Source organism: Streptomyces sp. NPDC001220 (genome assembly GCF_053597895.1).
Map to the genome: position 1 here is coordinate 295,579 of NZ_JBSFJE010000014.1, position 22,521 is coordinate 318,099.

The following is a 22,521-nucleotide window of genomic DNA, read 5'->3' on the forward strand; positions in this document are numbered from 1 at the left end:
GCACGCGACGCGGGATCCGGCCGCGCCCCGCCCACCGGGGCCGCCGGGCCGGCGCGGGCACCCGCCACGAGCGTGACTTTGTCCTACCGGGCCGGGGCGCGCAAGTCACGATTCCCCGCCACTGCCCTCGTGCGGACGGCCCGTCAGCTGGGCTCTCGCGGCGAGGACACCGGCCTGGAAGCGGCTCTCCGCGCCGAGGGCCTCCATGATGTCGGCGATGTGCCGGCGGGCCGTGCGCAGCGACATACCGAGGCGGCGGGCTATCGACTCGTCCTTGAGCCCGGCGGCGAGCAGGTCCACGATCGTCTGGTGGATCTCCTTGGCCACCCGCTCCAGCCCGTCCTGGGCGGCGTCGGAGAACGGGGTCGCCCGGATCCAGTACTGCTCGAAGATGTCGTGGAGATAGCCCACGACCGTCGGTTCGCGCACCGCGACCGCACCCCAGCTGCCGGTCCGGTCGGGCAGGAAGGCGAGGCTCCTGTCGTAGATGATCACCCGCCCGAACAGCTCGTGCGAGGTCCGGTACTCGGCCCCGAGCGCCGTGGCCGCCGCGACGTAGGCCTGGCTGGGGCCGTTGAAGCGGGCCGTGTGGTGGTAGAGGGTGCGCATGCGCACGTTCCGGGACAGCAGGGCGTGGTCGCGGCCGAGGGCCTCCTCCATCGCCTCCGGAACCCGTCCGCTGCCGCCGGGCTGGCTGCTGACCACTTCCTCCTGGCACTCGGCCGACGCCCGGTTCAGAGCGGCCCTGACCTCCTCCAACGTGGGGATCACCTCGACCGTGAAGTCACGGTTGCCCGACCGGCCGGCGAAGAAGTGGTCGCGCAACCGGTCTATCTTGCCGTGCACCAGGTCGAGTTGTTCCTCCTGGCGGCGGATCGTGGCCCGTAACGGCGCGGTAAGGGTGGCGGCCACCGCGTCCGGGTCCACGGCCATGACCTCCTCGGACGTGGCGCGAACGGTTCTGAGCAGACCGAGACCGGCCAGTCGCTGCAGCGCCGCGGCGGCCCTCTCGGGCGGGAGACCGAGCTCGGCGGCCGCCTGTTCGGCCCGGCCGCCGCCCCCGTCGACTATCCATCCGTAGACGAGGATGTCGTCCTCCTCGATGGACGGGGAGCCTTGTGACGCTTTCCGCTCGTTCATTCGCTCAGTATTTGCACAGTTGGTGAAGAACCCGGAGGCGATTCGGCATGGTTTTCTCCAACGTTACGTGACCTTCCCCACACGACTCTATGCGCGTAGAGACATCGCCGTCGCGTGAGGTCTCCGGTCGGCGGGCCCACCCGGTGTGGATCTTCCGGTTCGCCGTGTCCGGCGCACCGACGGCTGTGCCGCTGTCGACCGAGCGCCCCCGGCTGGCCGAACCCGTGCCCGGAGAAAGGAAGTTGAATATGACGCCGGAGGCGGAGCGAGGGGCCCGCCGGGGCCCCTCGCTCCGCCTCCGGCCAGGCTTTTCCGGCGGCATCCGCCCGTCGTGAGACGTGAGCCCGACGGCTCCCTGCGGGGGCGCGTGCCCGACGCATATGACCTTCGCCGGGAGATCGTCCCAGTGAACGTCCTTTCCGGGTAAGGGAGTTGATCGAAATGGAGACGATGGGCCGGCGGGCACAATGATCCCGGGGTGCGACAGCTGCGGAGCGCACCCCGGATTTTCCGGCCGGTGATCCGCCCGCTGCGTCCGGCGGATTTCCGGCCGGTGATCCGCCCGCTGCGTCCGGCGGCTTCCGGAGAAATCCCTTTCCCGGGGAGGTGCCCGGGGCGGCGCATTCGGAACGCCCCCTTCGGCCGGCATCGCTTTCCCCGGTTGAATTCCGAAGGATCTCCATTCGCCGATGCGGAGTTGACGTCGGACCCGGGCCTCGGCGCCGCTCCCACCTGCCGTTTCCGCCTGATCCGGGGGTGCGCGTCATCGCGTTCCTGCGCGGTCCCCTATTGGCGGCGTGTGGCGCGATCGCGTGACTGTCTTCCGGCCGGATCCGAGACCACACTGGGGAATTGGGAGGACCGCGGGCCGAGAACCGTCCGCGGGCACAGCGGAAAACGGGACGCACGAAGGGGTGCAGTATGGGGAGTCCGCCGCCGGACGGTGCGGACGGCGAAATCCATCACGGCCCGCCCCTGGTAGCGACCCGAACCCGCGTCCGGCACCTCGGAGGTTCCGTTCCGCCGGCTTCCCGAGCCGTCACCGACGTTCCCCGCGCACTCGGGCCGGCCGAGGCTTCCGCGCCGGGGCGCGGGCGTCCGGCGGTGGTTCCGCAAAGTGCTCCTGAAGTCCGCGGAAACCGCGCCGATCACGAACTCCGCGAGAAATTCGACTACGGTTCGCGGGCGGCGCCCGGGACCGAACCGCGACGACGCCGCACCCACTCCGGCCCCGACGCCGGGGGCGGGGCGACCACCGGCCGCCCGCCGTCCCGGGCCGCCGTCGGTCACGGTGGCGCGTACGCCGCCGGCCCCCTCGCGGTGCGCGCCGGCGTCACAGGGCGCCCGCCGCCCGGTCGCTCACCGCGCGTCGGACGTCTCCCGGTACGGCGCCGGGCCGCCCGGAGGGGGAGCGTAGTAGTAGCGGCGGCACCCGCGGACCAGGGTCTGCCCGGACAGGGTGAACACGTCCGCGAAGTCCACACCGTGCGACGCCCGCGCCCCGGTGCCCGGCGCCTGGCGCACCACCCGGCCGAGCACCACCACCCGCCCCTCCTCGGCGATCACGGTGTCCAGTTCATGCCGCCTGAGCAGCGTCGCCTGCGCGGCGTGCGCGCTGAGGACCGCGTCGCGGCCCCGGTGCGGCGGAGCGCCGGGATGGTCGAGCGTCACGTCCTGCTCCGTCAGGGAGGCGTATCCGTCGATGTCCCCGATGTCCAAGTAGTGGTAGGTGAGCATCACATGCTTCACACCGGCCGCCGTCACCGTCGAACCGGCTGGGGGCATACCGAAGTTGTCGCTGTTCATGACTGGATGACCGACCTCTCGCTCTGGGTGGACGGGCGCGGCGGCGCCGACGGCTCCCACCCGGCGATCGTCCGGCGGGCCGCTTACCCGCCGCTATCACCGCGGTATCCCGCGCGGGCGACACCGCGGTATCCCGCGTCGGCGACACCTCGGCATCCCGTCCGCGCGCCCTGGTCACCCGTTGCTCTGATGCTGGTCATCACTGGCCACTCGGGCGGCCGGTGTGCCCCCGTGCGGTGCGCCGGGGGCACACCGGCACGTCACGTCGAAGCGGTGATCCGGGCCGTGCCGCACCCGCGTGTCACCGCTGTTCAGCTAATGCTCAGCCCGCTGGGCAGCTGTGTTTGGGCCGTAGACTTGGCGGTCAGGCGCGCTGTGGCCTGCTGTGTCTGATGGGGAGGCGTTCATGGCCGGAGTGCACCTCGCGTCGCGTGATCGGGCAGTGGGATTCACCTTTCAAGTGCTGGGCGAGCTCAAGGTGTTCAGCGACCGGGGGGCCGTACCGGTCACCGCGGGCAGACAGCAGGTGGTCCTCGCCGCGCTGCTCCTGGAGAGCGGACGACTCCAGAACTGCGACCACCTCATCCGGCTGCTGTGGGCCGAGGACCCGCCCGAGACCGCCCGCACCCAGGTGCAGATCTGTGTGTCGCGGATGCGCAAGACCCTGACGGCCGCCGCCGTCGAGGCGACCATCGAAACCCGTCCCCCCGGCTACGTCCTGCAGATCGACGACTCCGCGCTCGACCTGAACGTCTTCCGGCGGACCGTCGCCGAGGCCGCCGGGCTCGGCACCCAGGGGCGGACCGCCGAGGCCGCCGCCCTGCTGCGCGCCGCGGTCGGCCTGTGGCGCGGCCCCTGCCTGAACGGCATCCCCAGCGAGGCGCTCGCCCGGGTCGCCGAGCACATCGACGAGGAACGCCTCGCGGCCACCGAGTCGTTCGTGGAGCTGGAGCTCGCGCTGGGGCGCCATCACCAACTGACGGCCGAAATAGCCAGGTTGGTCGACGAGAACCCGTTACGGGAGCGCTTCCGCGGCCAGTTGATGCTCGCCCTGCACCGCTCCGGCCGTCAGGCCGAGGCGCTGGAGACATACCGGCGGGGCCGCACCCTGCTCATGGACGAACTGGGCCTCCAGCCGGGCGAGGACCTGCGCCGGCTGGAGCAGGCCATCCTCACCGAGGACGTGTCCCTGCGCCTGGAGCGCCCGCCCGGCGCCGCCGACCAGCCGCCCCGCCCGCCCGCCGCCGTCCCGGAAGCGGACCAGGCCCTCGACGAGGACGGCCGCGGCACCGCCGCCCGTGCCGCCGTCCCCCGCCAACTCCCCGTGGACACGTCCGACTTCGTCGGCCACCAGAACCTCGTCGCCGAGGCCGAGGACGTCCTCACGAACACCGCGCCCGACCGGGCCACCGGCATCGTCGTCGTCGCCGGCCGTTCCGGCATCGGCAAGAGCACCTTCGCCGCCCGCGTCGCCCACCGCCTCGCCGAGTCCCACTTCCCCGACGGGCAGCTCTACTGCCAGCTGCGTGCCGGCCGGGCGGATCCGGTCGACCCCCGCGAGGTCCTCGGCCGTTTCCTGCGCGCGCTGGGCCTGCCCGGACCCGCCATCCCGGACTCCCTGGAGGAGCGGGGCGAGATCTACCGCAGCATGCTCGCCGCCCGGCGGATCCTGGTCGTCCTGGACGACGCCGCCAGCGAGGAGCAGGTCTTCCCGCTGCTGCCCGGCGGCCGCTCCTGCGGGGTGCTCGTCACCAGCCGGACACGGCTGACCGCACTGCCCGGCGCCCATCGGGTGACGCTGGACATCCTCGACGAGCAGGGGTCACTGGAACTCATCGGCAACGTCATCGGCACCCAGCGCGTACGCGGCGAACCGGAGGCCGCCAGGACGCTCGCCGCCGCCGTGGGCGGGCTGCCGCTCGCCCTGCGCATCGTCGCCGCCCGGCTGGCGGCCCGCCCGCACTGGCCGCTCGCCCTGATGGTGCAGCGCCTCGCCGACGAACGCCGCCGACTCGACGAACTCACCCACGGCGAGATGACCGTACGCGCCAGTCTCTCCCTGACCTACGACGGACTGGCCGACACCGACCGCACACTGCTGCGTCTGCTCAGCCTGACCAAGGGGTCCACGTTCCCCAGCTGGATCGGTGGCGCCCTCCTCGACGCGCCGCACGCCGAGCCGTACCCGTCCGACCTCATGGAACCCCTGGTCGACGTGCAGATGCTCGACGTCGCCGGCGTCGACGCCACCGGGGAACTGCGCTACGGCTTCCACGACATCATCCGGCTGTTCGCCCGGGACCGGCTGGTCGCCGAGTCGGACGAGACCGAACGGCGGGCCGCGATCCGCCGGGTGGGCGGTGCCTGGCTCGCTCTGGTCGGCGAGGCCCAGCAGCGTGTCCTCGGCACCCACTACATCACCGGGTCGGCCGCCCACTGGAACCCGCCCGCCGGCCATGTCCGGACCATCCTCGCCCGGCCCCTGGAATGGCTCGACACCGAACGCGAGAACCTCAGCCTGACCGTGGAGAGCCTCGCCCAGGAGGGCGAGGACGAGTACGCCTGGGAACTCGCCGTCAACCTCGCCCCGTTCTACGAGGCCCGCGGCTACCTCGACCACTGGGCCCGTACCCACCGCAAGGCGCTGACCGCCGTGCGCCGCAGCGGCAACCGGCTCGGCCAGGCCGCCCTGCTGGCCTCCCTGGGATCGCTGCACCTCAACCGCCGCAACCTGCCCGAGGCCCGCCGGGCGCTGACGGCCGCCGCCGGACTCTTCGACGCCCTGGGGCACACCAAGGGCCTCGGCCTGTGCCGCCGCGACCTCGGCCTGCTGGAACGCCTCGCGGGCCGCGACGCCGCCGCGATGCGGTTCTTCGAGGAGGCCGACCGGGACTTCGTGCGCAGCGGCGACCCCTGGGCCCGCGCCTCCGTCCTCGTCCAGCGCGCGGTCATCCTGCTGCGCCGCGGCGACGTCGGCCGGGTGGAGGCCGAACTCGACGAGGCCCTGGAGGTCTGGCGCGACCTCGGCTACCTCGGCGGACAGGCCCGGGTGCTCCAGCGCGCGGGCCAGCTCCACCTGCACCGCGGGCAGTTCGACGACGCCCGCAAGGTGCTGTCCGAATGCCTCACCATGGTCCGGGACGACGGCGACGTGATCGGCGAGGGGTACATCCTGCACGACCTCGGCCGGGTCCACGCCCGCCTGGGCGAACCCGCCGAGGCCGCCTCGTACTTCGCCCGGGCGCTGACCGTCCGCGAGGACATCCTCGACCAGGCCGGCGCCGCCTCGGTCCGCGTCGACCTCGCCGACCTGTCCCTGCGCGCCGACGACACGGCCGAGGCCGACGGGCTGCTCGCCGACGCCCTGGAGGTGTTCGGCCGGCTCGGCATGGTCGAGGAACAGGAACGCGCCGCCCGTCTGCTCGCGCGGGTCCCCGCCGACGGCGCCGCCGGGGGCCGGTGACGCCGACGCCGCAGCCGTGCACGTGCCGAGGAGCGGACACCGACCAGAGGTACCAGTCCCGACATGAACTCGCACAGAGCCCCGGCGAGCCGGCGGCAGGCCCCCGTCCGCGACCGTCAGGAAACGTTCCTGCGCGGCTTCGTCGGCCGCGAGGACGAACTGGCCCGGTTCCGCGCCGCGTTGGACCAGCCGTCGGACACGATCGCCGTACTGGCGCTGCACGGGCCCGGGGGCATCGGCAAGACCCAGCTGCTGCGCCGGTTCGCCGTGGAGGCCCGGCGGCGGGGGCGGGACGTCGTAGAGGTGGACGCGGCACTCACCGAACCCACCGAGGAGGGCTTCGCCGCCGCCGCGGACGTGCCCGGCAACGGGCGGCCGGTGCTCCTCGTCGACGGCGCCGACCGGCTCGGCCCGCTGGAGGGCTGGTTCCGGGACCACTACCTCGCGGGTCTGCCGCCGGGCTCCCTCGTCGTGCTCGCCGGCCGCGAGCCGCCCGGCCCGCGCTGGCGCACCGACCCGGCCTGGGACGGCACCCTCCGCGTCGGACGCCTGGACGGCCTGTCCCGGGCCGAGTCGGCGCGGCTCCTCCAGGACACCGCACCCGCCCGGACCACCGCCCGCACCGCCCGCCTCGCCTTCGCCGCCGGCCACCCCCTCGCCCTGCGGCTCGCCGCCCAGGACCGGGACGGCCCGCCCGACGACGACTGGCGGCCCGCGCCCGAAGCCGTCGCGGAACTCCTGGACCGGGTGGTGGGCCCGGTCCCCTCGGCGCCGCACCGGCGGGCCCTGGAGATCTGCGCGCACGTCCCCGACACCACCGAGGACCTGCTGCAGGTCTTCCTGCCGGACCAGGCGCCCGAGATCTTCGACTGGCTGCGTCGCCGGCCCTACGTCACCAGCGGCCGGGGCGGGCTGCGGCTGCTGCCCGCGGTGGCGGAGGCCCTGGACCACGACCTCGGCTGGCGCGCGCCCGAGGCCTATCTGTCCCTGCACAAGGCAGTGCGCGCCCACCTGCAGACCCTGATCCGCACCCGCCCCGAACCCGTCTCCCTGGGCGCCGCCGCGGCCTTCAACCACATCCAGACCCGAGGCCGGCGCTTCCCCGGCCTCGGCCGCGGCGAGCGTTGCGACCCGGTCCACGAGGCTCCCTGCGACGCCGAGGACCTCCCCGCCGTCCGGGACCTCGCGCACGCACGGCTCGGCGCGGACGGCGTCGCGGCCGTCGACTTCTGGCTGCACCGCCGGCCGCGCGGCTTCCGCCTCTACCGCAACGCCCGCAGCGGTGAACTCGTCGGCGTGCTGGGCCTGTTGAACTTCGACCGGTGGGACGCCGTGGAGACCGCGATCGACCCCGTGCTCGCCATCGTGCGCGAGCACGTCGAGTCGCACCGGGAACTGCGCCCGGGGGAACGGGTGAACGTGGTCCGCTTCACGCTGCTGCGCAGACGCCCGCGCGACCTCGTCGGCGCCTCGACCGCCATGCTGGCCCGCGTCACCCGGGAACTGCACGTCCAGGACCGGCTCGCCTGGACCTTCCACACACGGGGCGGCGACGACCACTCCGACCGCCTGCTGGAGTACGCGGACTTCCGCCGCCTGCCGAGCGGGCCACAGCTCGCCGAACACAGAGCCACGCTCTTCGGACACGACTGGGGGACCACGGGAATGACTGAATGGTGCGACCTGCTCGACGACCGGATGTTCTTCGGGCTCCGCACACCCGGCATCACCGGCCTGCCACGGACGACCGTCCTGTCCCGGGCGGCCTTCGACCGGGCGGTCCACGACGTGCTGCGCGTCTGGCACCAGCGGGAGCGGCTGGCCGCCAGTCCACTGCTGCACGCCGCGTTCGTCGCCCGGCGCTCCGGCGACCCGGAGGAGAACCTGCGCCGGCTCGTCGTACGGGCGATCGAGTCCATCGACCAGGACCCCAAGGCGAAGGGAGAGCGGGCGGCCGTCTGGGCGACGTACGTCCAGGGCGGCAGCACCCAGCAGGCGGTGGCCCGGGAGCTCGCGCTGTCCTTCAGCACCTACCGCCGCTATCTGAAACGCGGCCTGGAGCGCGTGTGCTGGCATCTGTGGGAGCAGGAGGTGACGTATGCCGCGCAGGCCGCCGTACCGTCCTTCACGGCCGCTCCGGGCACCTCGGCCTGGTAGCCGACAAGCGCCGAACACGCAGGTCAGCGCCGCTATCCAGAGGGGATAGCGGCGTCAAAGTGGCGTGATTACAGCGACTCCTAACTTTCCTTCCAGAAGCCCGGCAAGGGCTGAGGGAGAGGAAGGAAACCACCATGAACAGCACTGTCATCGCACCGGTCGTGAAGCCCGTGAAGGCCGCCGTCGTCGTCATCGCCGCGGTCGCCGCCCTCATGGGCACGGTGGCCGCCGAGGCCGCGACGCACCCGCAGCGGGTGCCCACCGTGCAGGCCGAGGACGGTTCCACGGACAACACGAACCCCTGGAGCTGACGACGGCGGCGCCCAGGAACGACACCGGGGAACGGCACCGGGCGGCCCGCTCGGACGGCGTTCTGCCCACCGGTTCCCCCAGCACCTCGGAACGGCCCCACCGGAGTAAGTCATGATCGACATCCGAACCCAGCCGGACCTCGCCCTCCTGCTCAGGGACCACCGCCGGCGCGCCGGACTCACCCAGCAGCACCTGGCGGACCTCACCACCGTGAGCGTGCGCGCCATCCGCAACCTGGAGCAGGGCAAGGTCCTCTCGCCCCGGCTGGACACGGTCCGGCTGCTGGCGGACGGACTGCGGCTCGGCGCCCCCCAGCGCGAGGCGCTGCTGGACGCGGCACGCCGCCGCCCGGACCCCGACGGCCGCCTCCCGGCGGAGGGCGACGGCACCGTGACGCCCTGGCTCGTCCAGGCTCCGCTGATCGGCCGCGACACCGAAACAGCCGCCCTCACCGACCTGTTGAGGCAGCCGGGCGGACGGCTGGTGACCGTGGTCGGCATAGGAGGCGTCGGCAAGTCGCATCTGGCCGCCGAAGTCGTGCGCCGCGCCGCCGCCGACGGCACCCAGGTCCTGTGGCGGGACCGCGGCGACGACTTCCCCGCCGGTGAACTCGCCCACCGCGCACCCGGCGAGCGGACCGTGCTGGTGCTGGACGACGCCGACCTCGCGGGCGGCGACAGCGCCCCGCTGGTCGCCCTGATGCGCGCCCACCCGACGCTGCGGATCCTGCTCACCGCGTGCGGGCCCTGCGGGGTCCCCGGCGAGCAGATCCTGCGGCTGGCCCCGCTGCCGGTGCCCGAACCCGGCGCCGAGGCGGACCCGGCACTGCTGGCCGAGGTGCCGTCCGTACGGCTGCTGTGCGCACACATCCGGGCCGGCAACCCCCTGTTCCGGCTGGACGACACCGACGCCGCGGTCGTCGCCGAGCTGTGCCGGCGCCTCGACGGACTGCCCAGGGCCCTGGAGTTCGCCGGCCGCTGGACCCTCGTACGGTCCCTGCCGGAGCTGCTGGCCGAGGTGGAGCGCAGCCCGTTCGGCCTGACCGCCCCGCCGATGACCGCGGACACCTCACGCGACCTGGTGGTCCGGCTGCGCCGCACCCTGGGCCGGCTCAGCCCGGCCGGCGTGTCCTTCCTCGCCGCCCTGGCCCGCGACCACCGCAGCTGGTCGGTCGCCGAGGCGGCGACGGCCGTCGGGACGTCCGGGGCCGACGCCGCCGTCATCCTCTTCACCCTGGTGACGTACGGCCTGGTCCGGCCGGAACGCCTCGGCGGCGACGAGCCCCGCTTCTCGGTGCTCAACCACGTCCGGCACCTGTACGCCGAGACGCGCCGCGACCAACGGCGGTGGGGCGCGACCGTGATGCACCGGATCGGCCCGGAGGACCGGGGCCGGAAGGTGGCGGTCGGCGAGGGCGGACGGCCACCGGCTATGCCAGCGTGAGCACCACACCGTAGTCCGGGCCGTGCCGTTCGGTCTCGGTCACCCGCCAGCCGGTGCCCTCGGCCAGTGACTCCAGCTCCGGCAGCGACGTGAACAGGTAGTCGAACCAGTCCGTCACCAGCAGCCGGTGCCGCAGTCGCAGCCGCATCTGGCCGCTCATCCGACCTCGCCGCCGGTTCGCGGCGAGGTATTCGGCGTGCCGGGCCCCGTCGAGCAGGTAGGGATCCATCCCCGTCCCCACGATCCGGGCCCCGGGCCGGGCCAGCCGGGCCAGCGTGCTCAGCAGCCGCGGTCCGCGCGCCCGGCTCTCCAGGAGGCCGAGGTTCCGGCCCAGCAGCAGGAACGTGTCGAACCGCGCACCCTCCGGCAGGTCGTCGACCGTGCCCAGGAAGGTCTCCGTGATCCCGCGGCGCCGGCACACCTCGAGCGCGTCGGCCGACACGTCGAGGCCCACCGCCTCGCCGCCGCGGTCCTGGAAGGGGACCGCGAACCGGCCGGCCCCCACCCCCACGTCCAGGACCCGTCCCCGGAACCGGTCGAAGGCCCAGCGGTCCAGCTCGGGCCAGGCGTCCGGTCCGGTGAAGAACCCGACGGCGTCGTAGGCACTGATGTATCCGTCGTCGCGTTCGCAGATCTCGTGGTAGGTGTCCCGCGGCAGTCCCGCGGTGTGGCAGTCGAGCAGAAGCTGTCCCCACGCGTCGGCCGCGCGGGGCGTGAGCGGCTGGGTCGTCGTCATCCGTCGAGTCCTGTTCCGGGCCTGCGCCCTGGTCCTGGTGGTCGGTGCGCCGGTCGGGGGTGCCGGCGGACGCGGGTCCGCCGGCACCCCCGACCCGGTGTTACGCGGCGGCGGTCGCGGTCCGCAGGCTCAGCGGGCGCATGTCGGTCCAGGTGCGCTCGATGTGGTCGAGGCAGTCCTCCTTCGGACCGCTGACGCCGACCGCGCGCCAGCCCTGCGGGATGCCGCGGTCCGCGGCCCAGACCGAGTACTGCTCCTCGTCGTTGACGACCACGAGCCACTGCTGGGAGTTCTGCTGCATGACGATTCTCCGATCGTGTTCTGAAGGTGTTCCAGGGATGGGTGTGCATCGGGTGGTGCGGACGGGACGTGGGAACGGTCCGTCGGATCGGCCGGTCGGCCGGTCGGCCCGTCGGCCCGTCGGTCTGCGGGTCTGTGGGTCTGCGGGTCTGCGGGTCTGTGAGGCTGTCGGTCTGTCGGTCGGCTCAGGCGGCGGCCCGGCGGGGTGCCAGGAGGTCGCGGAAGACCGCCAGGGCGCGGTCGACATCGGCGCCGTCCACTCCCGCGTGGGTGACCGCGCGGATCCGGCCGCGGCCCAGTTCGGCGAGGCGTACGCCGTCCTCCCAGGCCCGCTGGATGAACTGGGCCTGGGACAGGCCGGGCACCTCGACGCGGAAGAACACCATGTTGGTCTCGACCGGCTCCACCACGACCCCGGGCAGCGCGGCGAGCCCCTCGGCCAGCCGGCGCGCCGTCGCGTGGTCGTCGCCGAGCCGGGCCGTCATCTCCCGCAGCGCGACCAGCCCGGCGGCGGCCAGTAGCCCGGCCTGCCGCATGCCACCGCCCAGCATCTTGCGGATCCGGCGCACGGAGCGGATGAACTCGGTGCTGCCGGCGACCATCGAGCCGACCGGCGCGGACAGCCCCTTCGACAGGCAGAACTGCACCGAGTCCGCGTATCCGGCGATGACATGGACGGGGACGCCGAGGACGAGCGCCGCGTTGAAGATCCGGGCCCCGTCCAGGTGCACCGCCACCCCGCGGGCACGGGCCAGCGCGCGCAGTTCGGCCAGGTACTCCAGCGGCAGCACCCGCCCGCCGCAGCGGTTCTGCGGGTTCTCCACGCACAGCACGGCGGGCAGCGCGAACTGCGGGTCCTCGGGATCCTCGGGGAAGGCGGCCTCGATGTCGGCGACCGCCATGGTGCCGTCGGGGCGGTTCGCCACCGGTTCGACGATCACGCCGCCGCAGTAGGAGGCGCCGCCGGCCTCGTAGACGTAGATGTCGGACTCGGCGCCCGCGAGGGCCTTGGTGCCGCGTGGGCAGTGGGCGAGCAGGGCGGCCAGGTTGCCCATCGTGCCGCTCGGCATGAAACAGGCGTCCTCCATGCCGAGGAGCTTGGCGGCGAGTTCCTCCAGCTCGCGGGCGGTCGGGTCCTCGCCGTAGACGTCGTCGCCGAGCGGGGCTCTGGTCATCTCCGCCAGCATCCGGGCGGTCGGCAGGGTGAAGGTGTCGCTGCGGAGTTCGACGACGGGTGCCGCCGTGGCGGCGCGGTCAGGGCTCGTCATGGAAGGCATCCTTCGGTTCGGGTCCGGCGGTCGCGGGGGTCTGCTCGGTCCTGCCGTGCACCAGGGCCACGGCGTCCCGCAGCCGCTCGTCGGCGTCGTGCCAGCGGGCGGTCTCCTTCGCCAGCCGGGTGTGGTGGTCCTCCCAGCGCAGGGTGAGCGGTTCGTGGCAGCGCCGGAACGAGGCGGGTCCGGGGCCGCCGCCGAACTCGGCCGCCCACCACACGCTCTGCGGCCTGAGGTCGTAGGACTCGCCGTCCGGCACCTGGCCGTGCGTGTCGAGGGCCGCGCCCAGCGAGTCGGCCCTTCCCTCCACGACGGCGAGTGCGGCCTCCCCGACCTGGTGGTGGGCCCGCCGGAACGGCACCCCCTGGCGTACCAGCCACTCGGCGGTGGCGGTCGCGTGGGTCAGCCCCTCGGTCGCGCGGGCGGCCATGGCCCGGGGCACCGGCCGGGCCCCGTCGTAGGCCAGCCGCAGGATCTTCACCGCGTCGACGGTGGCGTCCAGGGCCGGCATCACATGGGTCATCGCCTCGGTGCCGACGGCGATGGAGTTGGTGAACGGCGTGCCCCGCATCGCGCTCGCGGCGGCGGTCAGCCCGCCGAGGGCGGCCGCGGACTTGCCCTGCACATGCTCCAGGACGAACGCGTTGCGCTTCTGCGGCATCATCGAGCTGGACCCGACCAGCCCGTCGGGGATCGTCACCAGCCCGAACTCGGCGCTCGACCACATCAGCAGGTCGAGGGCGGCCCGGTCGAGCGTGACCCCCAGCACCACGGCCGCCGTCAGCATCCGCAGCGCGGTGTCCCGGGTCGCGATGGCGTCGACCGAGTTGCGCACCGGCTCGCCGAAGCCGAGGAGTTCGGCCGTGCGCGCCGGGTTGATCGGGACGGTCGTCCCGCCGATCGAGCCGGCGCCCAGCGGACACCGCTCCAGCCCCTCACCGGCCTGGGCCAGGGCCCGGGCGTCCCGCTCGAAGGTCTGCGCCAGCCCCAGCAGGTAGTGACCGTAGGTGACCGGCACGGCCGCCTGGAAGTGGGTGTAGGCGGGCATGAGCACCTCGCGGTACTCGTGGGCGCGTTCCAGCAACACCCGGCCCAGCTCGGCCAGTTCCTCCGACAGCCGGCGGTACGGTTCGCGCAGCGCCAGCTGGAGGCAGGTGACGCCGAGATCGTTGCGGGAGCGGCCGGTCTGCAGGACGCCGCCGGTCTCCTCGCCGAGGGTCTCGATCAGGTAGGACTCGTAGGCCAGGTAGAGACCGCGGGGGGCGGGCCGGGTCTCCAGCGGCGCGTAGTCCCGCTCGCGCAGCTCCGTGACCGCCGCCAGCAGGGCGGAGGCGGTCGCCGCGCCGACGATGCGGCGCTCGGCCAGCATGACGACGTGCGCGAGGTCGACATGGGTGATCCGGTCGAGTTCGCTCTTCCAGGCGGGCCGTGGCGGATCGCGCCGCTCCAGCAGCATGCGGCGGATCTCGGGGGAGGCGGCGGTGCGCAGGCGGCCGGAGTCCGTCACGCCGGCACCTCCTCACGGACGGCGAGGGACGGCCTGATCCGGCGTACGCCCTCGTCGGCGGCGGCCGCGGCCTCGGCCGCGGAGGCGCCACGGGCCAGCACGTGCCCGATCCGGTCCCGGAAGTCGCCGGCCACCACGATCTCGGCGCCGGGCTCCCGGTAGGTCTCCACGTCGACCACGCCGGGGACGGCACAGGCCTGTGCCACCCCGTCGACGCCGCGCAGTTCGCCGCTGCCCTCGGCCACGACGAAGCGGATCGCGGCCCCCCGGTCCGCCGTGGCGGTCACCGGTACCGGCCGGCCGCTGAACGCCGCGACCGTCCCCAGGATCAGGTCGGTACCCGTGGCCTCCCGGACCAGCCGGGGGATCCAGCCGCCCGCCAGCCGGGGGTTGACCTCGATCAGCACGGGCCCCTCGGAGCCGAGGCGCAGTTCCACGTGGGCCGGACCGAGAGTGATCCCGAGGGCCCGTACGGCGGCCTCCGCGGCCTCGGTGACCGCCTCGCGGGCGGCCGGCGCGAGGGGGGCGGGGAAGTCGTGCCCGGTCTCCACGAACAGGGGCGGCGCCCCCAGGTGCTTGGCGGTGATCCCGGCCACCGAGCCGTCGAGGACCTCCGCCGAGTACTCCGGGCCGCTCACGTACTCCTCGACCGTGACCCGGCGCGGCACCGGCCGGCCGCGCTCGTTGAACCCGCGGGCCAGCAGCTCGCGGGCGTGCCCGGCCGCCTGCGCGGGGTCCGCGCACAGCAGCACCCCGAGGCTGCCGCTGCCCGTGACCGGCTTGACCACCACCGGGTAGCCGGTCTCCGCGGCCGCGGCCAGGACCTCCTCGACCGTGCCGGCCACGGTGAACCGGGGCACCCGCACCCCGGCCGCGGCGAGCCGGGCCCGCTGCGCGCCCTTGTCACGGACCGCGGCCAGGTCGGCGGGGGAGTTCGCGGGCAGTCCGAGGGCGGTGGCCGCGGCGGCCGCGGTCTCCACGTAGTAGTCGGAACTGGTGGCGACGCCCACGACGCGCCGCCCGCCGCCGCCCAGGCGCCGGCAGGCGTCGACCACCGCCTCGACGCCGTCGGTGTCGGTGCGGACCACCTCGGCACCGCCCACCGAGGCGTACCGGGACGGATCGGCGGCGAGCAGCACCGGGTGCAGGCCGAGCGCGCGGGCCGCCGCCGGGAACAGCCGTCCCGTCCCGGTGGTGTTGCTCTCTACGAGGACGAAGACGTCCCGGATCATGCGGTCACCCCTTCCGCGAGGGCGACGACCTCGTCACGGGTGCGGCGGTGCCAGGAGAACCGGGACCAGGCGCCGCCGACCTCGGACGGATGGTCCAGCGTGCCGGGCCCGTCGGGCGGCGGCGCGGCGAGGAAGCCGTTGCGGCGCAGCCACACGTCGTTGTGCACGGTGTTGGTGTAGCGGTGGCCCTCGTCGGGGAAGAGCGCCATCACCCGCAGCTCCGGGTGCTGTTCGGCGTACCACTGCGCCACGTGGTGCGCGGCGCCACTGGTCGGCCCCATGTACAGGGCGTGCTCGGCGTGCAGCCGGCGGGTCGCGGTGAACGCGGTCGCGGCGTCCAGCCAGTGGATCTCGTCGAACAGGGTGTGCTCCAGGACGGGCGGGACCAGGCCGTTGCCCAGACCGCGCAACTGCCGCGGCCCGGCGGGAGCGCCGAACAGCACACTGCCCGGGGTGTCCACGCCGATCAGCTTCAGCTCCGGGTTCAGCGCCCGCAGGAACGAGCCGATCCCGGACGACGAACCGCCCGAGCCCACCGGGCAGACCAGCGCGTCGAACGTGCCCGTGCTCTCCAGCAGCAGCTCGGCGACGGCCCCGTACGACACCGGGTTGAGCGGATTGTCGTACTGGCCGGGTGTGTAGTACGAGCCGAGCCGCGCCTGGATGCGGGCCACCCGGTCCAGCCGGGCCTGCTGCACGCCACGGGTGCGCAGCTCCGGACCCGAGACGATGCTCACCCGGGCACCGAGCGCCTCCAGCCGGCGGCGCAGCGGCGGTTCGATCGCCGGGTCCCCGACGAGGACCAGCGGGATGCCCTTGAGCCGGCACACCATCGCGAGCCCGAGCCCGAAGGTGCCGGACGTGGTCTCCACGACCGTGGTGTCCTCGGTGAGCTCACCGGTCTCGATGGCACTGGTGAGGATGAACTGCGCGGGCAGCAGCTTCATCAGATGGAAGGCGGCCCCGAACACGTTGGGCCCGACCTGGATGACCTTGGGCAGGACGTGGCCGTCGACCACGCTCGTGAAGGCCCTACGACTGGTGTGCGTACGGGACATGAGAGTCGCTCCCGGCGATATAGCGCCAATGGTCGGTGATACGCAGTGCGGAGAGCCGGCGGGCGGCCAGCGCCAGGCGCTGCTCCAGCCCCGGCTGGTGGGGTGCGAAGAGCAGCCCGGCGACCGTGCCGCTGTGCGCCACCTGCACGCCCAGCGCCTCGGTCTCCTCGGCGATCTCCAGCACCCGGTCGAATCGCGGCACCGGAAGGAACCGCTGGTTGATCCGGGCGCTCGCGGTGGAGATCCGGCCCAGCTCCCGGTGGTCGCCGCTCGCCACGGCGCGGCGCATCAGGCCGCGCAGCGCGCGGAAGCACTCGATCTCCCAGGCGCTGTACCGCGCCCGCGGCAGCGCCAGGGTGTCGATCTCCTGGTCCGCCGAGGAGAAGCCGAGCACCGCCAGCGGCGGCACCGGCCGGTGGAAGTCCTCGATGACCGCGCCCTCGCGGTGCGCGAACAGCAGCATCCGGTCGAAGTAGATCAGGGGGTCGGTGGCGGCCTCCGCGGCCACCGCGATCCGGGCGATCCGCTCCGGCGCGAGGTGCCGGCCGACCGCGGAGAGCACCGCGAGGATCGCCGCGGTGACGTCGCTGGTCGACGAGCCCAGGCCACGGCCCACGGCGACGTCGCCACGCAGTTCCAGCTCACCGCCGTAGGCACCCATGCCGAGCACCTCCAGTGTGCTGCGGGCGGCGTCGAGGGCCTTGGTCTTCCACGCCGGGGTGACCGTCAGCTCCGGCTCCCACCGGCTCAGCCGCACCGTGGCGTTGCTGGCGAACAGGGGGCAGGGCAGGGTCACCAGGCCGCGGCGGAGTCTGCCGTCGTCCTCGAACACCCCCTGGAGCAGTTCACCGTGGTGGCTGGGGGCGGTTCCGGTGCCCAGGAGCACACCGTGCTCCAGGTCCGGGGGCACCAACTCCATCTGTGCCTGGCCGTGCCCGTCCTGTGCGGACAGCACGTCCTGGCTCTGCACGCCGATCTTCACCTACGCCTCCTCGAACGTACGAGTCTGGGAATGGAGGTATCGCGTGCCGCCCCGCCGGGCGGCGGCCGGGGCCGCGGGGCCGTGCGGGCCCCGCGTCCTGCCGGCGTGGTTCCTCGTCATGCGCCGTCATGCCTCGTCATGCGTCCGCGGACCGGCGCGCGGCGGGCGCCGCGGCCTGGTGGGGGCGGACGATCTCGGCGATCCGCGCGGCCAGTTCACCGACGTGCGGCGGGTGCACCATGTCGTGGTGGTTGCCCGGCACCGGGACGGTGCCGACCCGGCCGCGGGTCAGCGCCTGCCAGGCGTCCGGGTCGACGTCGGGGCTCTTGAGGGTCGGGTGGGACTCGGAGACGGTGATCAGGTGGATGTCCGCGTCGACGATCGCGCCGGGCCGGTAGCGTCCGGCGGCCTCCCCGTTGGCGCGGGCCACGTCGACCATGCGGCGCACGGCCGTCGACTCGATCCGGTCGGGCAGCCGGCCGGCCTGGTGGGACTGCCGGACCAGGGCGGCGATGAGCGCGTTGTCGTCCAGTTCGTCCATCTCGTCGGGCGACAGTCCGGCGTCGGCCCCGAACCGGGAGAGCACGTCCTCGTCGCCGACCAGGTCCGCCGAGCCGGGCACCGGGGAGTCCAGCAGCACCAGCGCGCCGACCTGCCGGCCCGCCCGCTCCAGACGCACCGCCATCTCGAAGGCCACCACACCGCCGAACGACCAGCCGCCGAGCAGCACCGGCCCCTCGGGGGACAGCTCCGCGATCTCGGCCAGATAGCGGTCCGCGATCTCCTCGACCGAACGCAGCGGGGCCGCCTCGGTGTTGTAGCCGACCGCCTCGACGCCGTACAGGTCGACACTGCCCTCCAGCTCCCGGGCCAGACCCATGTAGGAGCTGACGCCGCCGCCGTGCGGATGGACCAGGAACAGCGGCGATCCGGTGGCGGGCACGGCCGACGCCAGGGGCACCAGCAGCCGTTCGGAGACGGCGGACAGCCCGGGCAGCGCGCCGCACAGCGCCTCGATCGTCGGCGCCCGGAAGAACGTGCTCAGCGGCACGCTCACGCCCAGCTCCCGTCGTACCGCCTCGACCAGCTCGAACGCGCTCAGCGAGTTGCCGCCCGCGGCGAAGAAGTCGTCGCGCACCCCCACCGGGGACCGGCCGAGGACCCGCTCGCAGATCGAGGTGACCCGCAGCTCCAGCGAGTCCCGGGGCGCGACGGGCTCGGCGCCCGCCTCCGCGGCCGGCTCGGGCAGCTGCTTGCGGTCCACCTTGCCGTTCGGCGTCAGCGGCATCCGCTCGAGGCCCACCAGCACGGACGGGACCATGTACTGCGGCAGCCGCTCGCGCAGGAAGCCGCGCAGTCCGGGCTCGTCGGGCTCGTCCCGCCAGGAGACGTAGCCGACGATCCGCCGGGCCATGTCCTCGCCCGCCGTGATCACCGCGGCCCGCGCCACCGCCGGGTGACGCTGCAGGACCGCCTCGATCTCGCCGAGCTCGATCCGGTGGCCGCGGATCTTGACCTGGGTGTCCTCCCGGCCGATGAACTCCAGCGTCCCGTCGGGCCGTCGGCGGCCCAGGTCGCCGGTGCGGTAGAGCCGGCCGCCGGCGCCGAACGGGTCCGGCACGAACCGTTCCGCGGTGAGCCCGGCCCGCCCGGAGTAGCCGCGGGTCACCCCCGCGCCGCCGATGACCAGCTCGCCGACGGCCCCGATCGGCACCAGCCGCATCCGGTCGTCCACCACGTGCACCTGGGTGTTGGCGATCGGCAGGCCGATCGGCACCGGCTCCGCCGTACCGTCCGGGGCGATCAGCTGCAGGGTCGAGTAGACGCTGGTCTCGGTCGGGCCGTACACGTTCCACAGCCGCGACACCCGCGGCGCCAGCTCCCGGGCCAGCTGCGCGGAGAGCGCCTCGCCGCCGGAGACGGCCTGGAGGTCGCCGCCCTGCCAGCCGCTGAGCAGCAGCAGATGCCAGGTGGCCGGGGTCGCCGCCATGACCGTCGCCCGCTCCGCCGCGAGGATCCCGGCCAGGGCGGCGCCGTCGGCGGAGGTCTCCCGGTCCACGACCACCACCCGGCCGCCGCGGACCAGCGGCACGAACAGCTCCAGGATCGACGCGTCGAACGCCACGGTGGTCACCGCGCACAGGACGTCGTCACCGGTGAGGCCGAGGGTACGGCCGATGTCGTCGACGAAGTTGACCAGACCGCGGTGCGGGACCATCACGCCCTTGGGGCGCCCCGTCGAACCGGACGTGTAGATCACATAGGCCAGGTCGTCCGGCCGGACCGGCGCCGCCACCGGTGTCGCCCCGGCCGGAACCGGCGGTGGCGACCCGATGTCGATGACCCGCACGTCCGTGTCCAGGCCCAGCCCGGCCACCAGCTCCGGACGGCCCAGCAGCAGCCGGGCCCCGCTGTCGGCCAGCACGTACGCCAGCCGGTCCACCGGATAGTCGGACTCCAGGGGGAGATAGGCCGCACCGGCCTTGAGGACCGCGAGCAGCGCGACCACCAGGTCCGGGGACCGCTCGACCATCACCCCCACCGGGGCGTCCTGCCCCGCGCCCTCCGCCCGCAGCACGTCGGCCAGCGCCGCGGCCCGCCGCACCAGTTCGGCGTACGTGACCTCCTCGCCGTCCAGGCCCCGCACCGCGACCCCGTCCGGAGTGCGCTCGGCCTGGCGGTCCACCAGGTCGGGCAGTTGCAGCGGCGACTCCGGCACGGCGGTGTCGTTCCAGTCGGAGAGCAGCAGCCGCTCCTCGGCCGGCGCGAGCAGGTCCAGATCACCGATCCGGGTCTCCGGCCGCGCCACCGCGTGCGCCAGGATCCGCCGGTAGTGCTCGGCGAACCGGGCCACGGTCGCGGCCTCGAACAGCTCGGTCGCGTAGGAGATCAGGACCTCCATCCGCCGGCCCTGCGTCACCACGGTGACGTCCAGGTCGAAGCGGGCGGTGTCCGCCTCGACCGGCAGCGACCTGACCGACACCCCGGGCAGCCGCAGCTGCGAGGTCTGCTCCTCGACGAGGTTGAACAGCAGCTGGAACAGCGGGTTGCGGCTCAGGTCGCGCTCCGGCCGCAACTCGTCGACCAGCACGTCGAACGGCACGCCCTGGTGCTCGTACGCCTCCAGCGTGGTGCCCCGCACCCGGGACAGCAGCTCGGCGAAGGTCGGGTTCCCCTCCAGGTCGGTGCGGAGCAGCACCGTGTTGACGAAGAACCCGATCAGGCCCTCCGTCTCCTGGAGCGTCCGGCCGGACATCGGGACGCCGACCGTCACGTCCCGGCTCCCGGAGTGCCGGGACACCAGGGCCGCGAACGCCGCGAACAGCACCATGAACGGCGTCACGCGGTACTTCTGGGCGAGTTCCCGCACCCCGTCGGCGACCGCCGGGTCGATCACATGGGACACCCGGGCGCCCGCGCCGCCGCGCACCGCGGGCCGCGCCCGGTCGCCGCGCAGCTCGGTCGGGGTCGCTCCGGCCATGGTCCGCTTCCAGTGCTCCACCTCGGCGGCCGACTCCGGCGACTGAAGCTGCCGGGCGGCCCGCTCCGCGTAGTCCGCGTACTGGATCGGCAGCTCCGGCAGCTCCGGACGGCTGCCCGTGGTCAACGCCGCGTAGGCCTGTGACAGTTCCTGCCAGAGGATCTGCATCGACGCCGCGTCCACGGCGATGTGGTGCACGACGACGGTGAACAGATGCCGCTGCTCGGGCAGTTCGGTCAGCCGCGCCCGCAGCCAGGGACCGGCGGCGAGATCGAACCGGCCGCTGATGTCCGTGTCGCTCAGCCGGTACGCCTCCTCGTACGCCGGCCCGACGGCCAGGTAGCGCAGGTTCGTCCGCTGTAGCCGGACCGCCGACGCCGGGCCGACCCGGAGCCGCGGGCCGCCGGTGGCGTCCTGCACCACCCGGGACCGCAGGATGGTGTGCCGCTCCACGACCAGCCGCAGCGCCGCCGCGAGCGCGTCCGCGTCCAGCGGGCCGGACAGCTCGAAGACCTGCGCCATGTTGTACTCGACGAGCTCGGGACGGAGGTGCTCGAGCAGCCACACCCGTCGCTGCGCCGCCGACAGCGGCGCGTCCACGGCGGGACCGGGTCCGGTCTGCCGCCGCACGGTGTCCACCGCGCGTTCCACGATCGGACTTGTCGTCATCAGGGGGTCCTCCCGTCGGCCGTACCGGACGCGGGCAGGAGGTGTCCGACCGCTTCGGCCATGGTGTGGATGGTGGGGTTGTCGAAGATCAGGGCGAGCGGGATGTCGGGGGACAGGGCGGTCCGGAGCCGGGAGACGATCCGGGTGGCCAGCAGTGAATGCCCGCCCAGGGCGAAGAAGTTGGCGTGGACGTCCAGGTCCGGCCGGCCCAGCACCTCCGCCCAGATCCCGGCGACCAGCTCCTCGGCCGCCCCGCTCGCCCGCGTCGCCGTCTCCTCGGCGGCGGCCTTCGGCTCGGGAAGGGCGCGGTGGTCGGTCTTGCCGTTGGCGTTGACGGGGATGCGGTCCAGCACGGTGATGCTGGAGGGGATCATGTAGAGGGGGAGCTGCTCGCAGAGGTGGGTGTTGAGGTCGGCCAGCAGGTCCTCCGCCGGCCCGGGGTGTCCGGTGGTGATGTAGGCGGCGAGGCGGTGGTCGCCGGGGGTTGGTTCCCATTTGGTGACGACGGCGTCGTGGACGTGGGGGTGGCGGCGGAGGGTGTGTTCGATCTCGGCGGGTTCGATGCGGATGCCGCGGATCTTGACCTGGCTGTCCGCACGCCCCAGGAAGACCAGGGAACCGTCCGGGCGCCGGATGCCCCGGTCACCGGTGCGGTAGAGCCGTACGCCCGGTACCTCCGGGTGCGGCAGGAAGGCCGCCGCGGTCTTGCGGGCGTCGCCGAGGTAGCCGCGGGCCAGACCCACGCCGGCCAGGTACAGCTCACCGGGGATGCCGTCCGGGACGGGGTTGAGGTGCTCGTCCAGGAGGAGCACCTCGTTGTTGGCGATGGCACGGCCCAGCGGGACGTCCGCGTCGTGGTCGTCGGTGGTGCAGGTGTGGCTGGTGGAGTCGATGGAGACTTCGGTGGCGCCCCATTGGTTGTGGAGGTGGGCTCCGGTGGGGGCGAGGCGTTGGTGGAATTTGG

15 protein-coding genes are annotated in these 22,521 nt (G+C 73.7%); 4 read left to right on the plus strand and 11 right to left on the minus strand.

Annotated features, from left to right (window positions below; genetic code table 11):
- Positions 1–105: 105 nt before the first annotated feature.
- A complete protein-coding gene (locus tag ACWDGI_RS31510) occupies positions 106–1,140 on the minus strand; it encodes a LuxR C-terminal-related transcriptional regulator (protein WP_450764801.1) in 1,035 nt (344 codons plus the stop codon).
- Between the two features lie 1,359 nt (positions 1,141–2,499).
- A complete protein-coding gene (locus ACWDGI_RS31515; protein ID WP_450764803.1) occupies positions 2,500–2,946 on the minus strand; it encodes a nuclear transport factor 2 family protein in 447 nt (148 codons plus the stop codon).
- 406 nt (positions 2,947–3,352) lie between these two features.
- Here ACWDGI_RS31515 and ACWDGI_RS31520 point away from each other — a divergent pair, with 406 nt between their 5' ends.
- From ACWDGI_RS31520 to ACWDGI_RS31535, 4 genes are all read left to right on the plus strand, one after another.
- Positions 3,353–6,409: an AfsR/SARP family transcriptional regulator gene (locus tag ACWDGI_RS31520; protein ID WP_450764804.1), complete on the plus strand. Its 3,057-nt coding sequence runs from the start codon at positions 3,353–3,355 to the stop codon at positions 6,407–6,409.
- A gap of 63 nt (positions 6,410–6,472) precedes the next feature.
- Positions 6,473–8,566: a hypothetical protein gene (locus ACWDGI_RS31525; protein ID WP_450764806.1), complete on the plus strand. Its 2,094-nt coding sequence runs from the start codon at positions 6,473–6,475 to the stop codon at positions 8,564–8,566.
- Positions 8,567–8,700: 134 nt separating this feature from the next.
- Positions 8,701–8,877, plus strand: a complete 177-nt coding sequence (locus tag ACWDGI_RS31530; RefSeq protein WP_450764808.1) for a hypothetical protein — start codon at positions 8,701–8,703, stop codon at positions 8,875–8,877.
- Positions 8,878–8,989: 112 nt separating this feature from the next.
- On the plus strand, positions 8,990–10,321 hold the full coding sequence (locus ACWDGI_RS31535) for an AAA family ATPase (protein WP_450764810.1): 1,332 nt from the start codon (positions 8,990–8,992) through the stop codon (positions 10,319–10,321).
- On the opposite strand, the gene ACWDGI_RS31540 is transcribed toward ACWDGI_RS31535, so the two are convergent.
- The 9 genes from ACWDGI_RS31540 to ACWDGI_RS31580 form a co-directional block, all read right to left on the minus strand.
- Complete coding sequence (locus ACWDGI_RS31540; RefSeq protein WP_450764812.1) at positions 10,308–11,057, minus strand: class I SAM-dependent methyltransferase; 750 nt, start codon at positions 11,055–11,057, stop codon at positions 10,308–10,310. The two genes, ACWDGI_RS31535 and ACWDGI_RS31540, sit on opposite strands and share 14 nt — an antisense overlap.
- A gap of 100 nt (positions 11,058–11,157) precedes the next feature.
- On the minus strand, positions 11,158–11,358 hold the full coding sequence (locus ACWDGI_RS31545) for an MbtH family protein (RefSeq protein WP_450764813.1): 201 nt from the start codon (positions 11,356–11,358) through the stop codon (positions 11,158–11,160).
- A 184-nt stretch (positions 11,359–11,542) separates the two neighbouring features.
- Positions 11,543–12,625: a GntG family PLP-dependent aldolase gene (locus ACWDGI_RS31550; protein WP_450764815.1), complete on the minus strand. Its 1,083-nt coding sequence runs from the start codon at positions 12,623–12,625 to the stop codon at positions 11,543–11,545.
- Positions 12,612–14,135: an argininosuccinate lyase gene (argH, locus tag ACWDGI_RS31555; protein ID WP_450764817.1), complete on the minus strand. Its 1,524-nt coding sequence runs from the start codon at positions 14,133–14,135 to the stop codon at positions 12,612–12,614. Before argH ends, ACWDGI_RS31550 begins: the two co-directional genes overlap by 14 nt.
- Complete coding sequence (locus ACWDGI_RS31560) at positions 14,132–15,367, minus strand: ATP-grasp domain-containing protein (protein ID WP_450764819.1); 1,236 nt, start codon at positions 15,365–15,367, stop codon at positions 14,132–14,134. Before ACWDGI_RS31560 ends, argH begins: the two co-directional genes overlap by 4 nt.
- On the minus strand, positions 15,364–16,425 hold the full coding sequence (locus ACWDGI_RS31565) for a pyridoxal-phosphate dependent enzyme (RefSeq protein WP_450764821.1): 1,062 nt from the start codon (positions 16,423–16,425) through the stop codon (positions 15,364–15,366). Before ACWDGI_RS31565 ends, ACWDGI_RS31560 begins: the two co-directional genes overlap by 4 nt.
- Positions 16,400–17,407 (minus strand): GHMP family kinase ATP-binding protein, encoded by a 1,008-nt coding sequence (locus ACWDGI_RS31570; protein WP_450764823.1) that lies wholly within the window; start codon positions 17,405–17,407, stop codon positions 16,400–16,402. The genes ACWDGI_RS31565 and ACWDGI_RS31570 overlap by 26 nt, the downstream gene beginning before the upstream one ends.
- Positions 17,408–17,543: 136 nt before the next feature.
- Positions 17,544–21,557, minus strand: a complete 4,014-nt coding sequence (locus ACWDGI_RS31575) for a non-ribosomal peptide synthetase (RefSeq protein WP_450764825.1) — start codon at positions 21,555–21,557, stop codon at positions 17,544–17,546.
- The coding region (locus ACWDGI_RS31580; protein ID WP_450764827.1) for a non-ribosomal peptide synthetase at positions 21,557–22,521 on the minus strand (965 nt) is incomplete at its 5' end. The genes ACWDGI_RS31580 and ACWDGI_RS31575, both read right to left, overlap by 1 nt.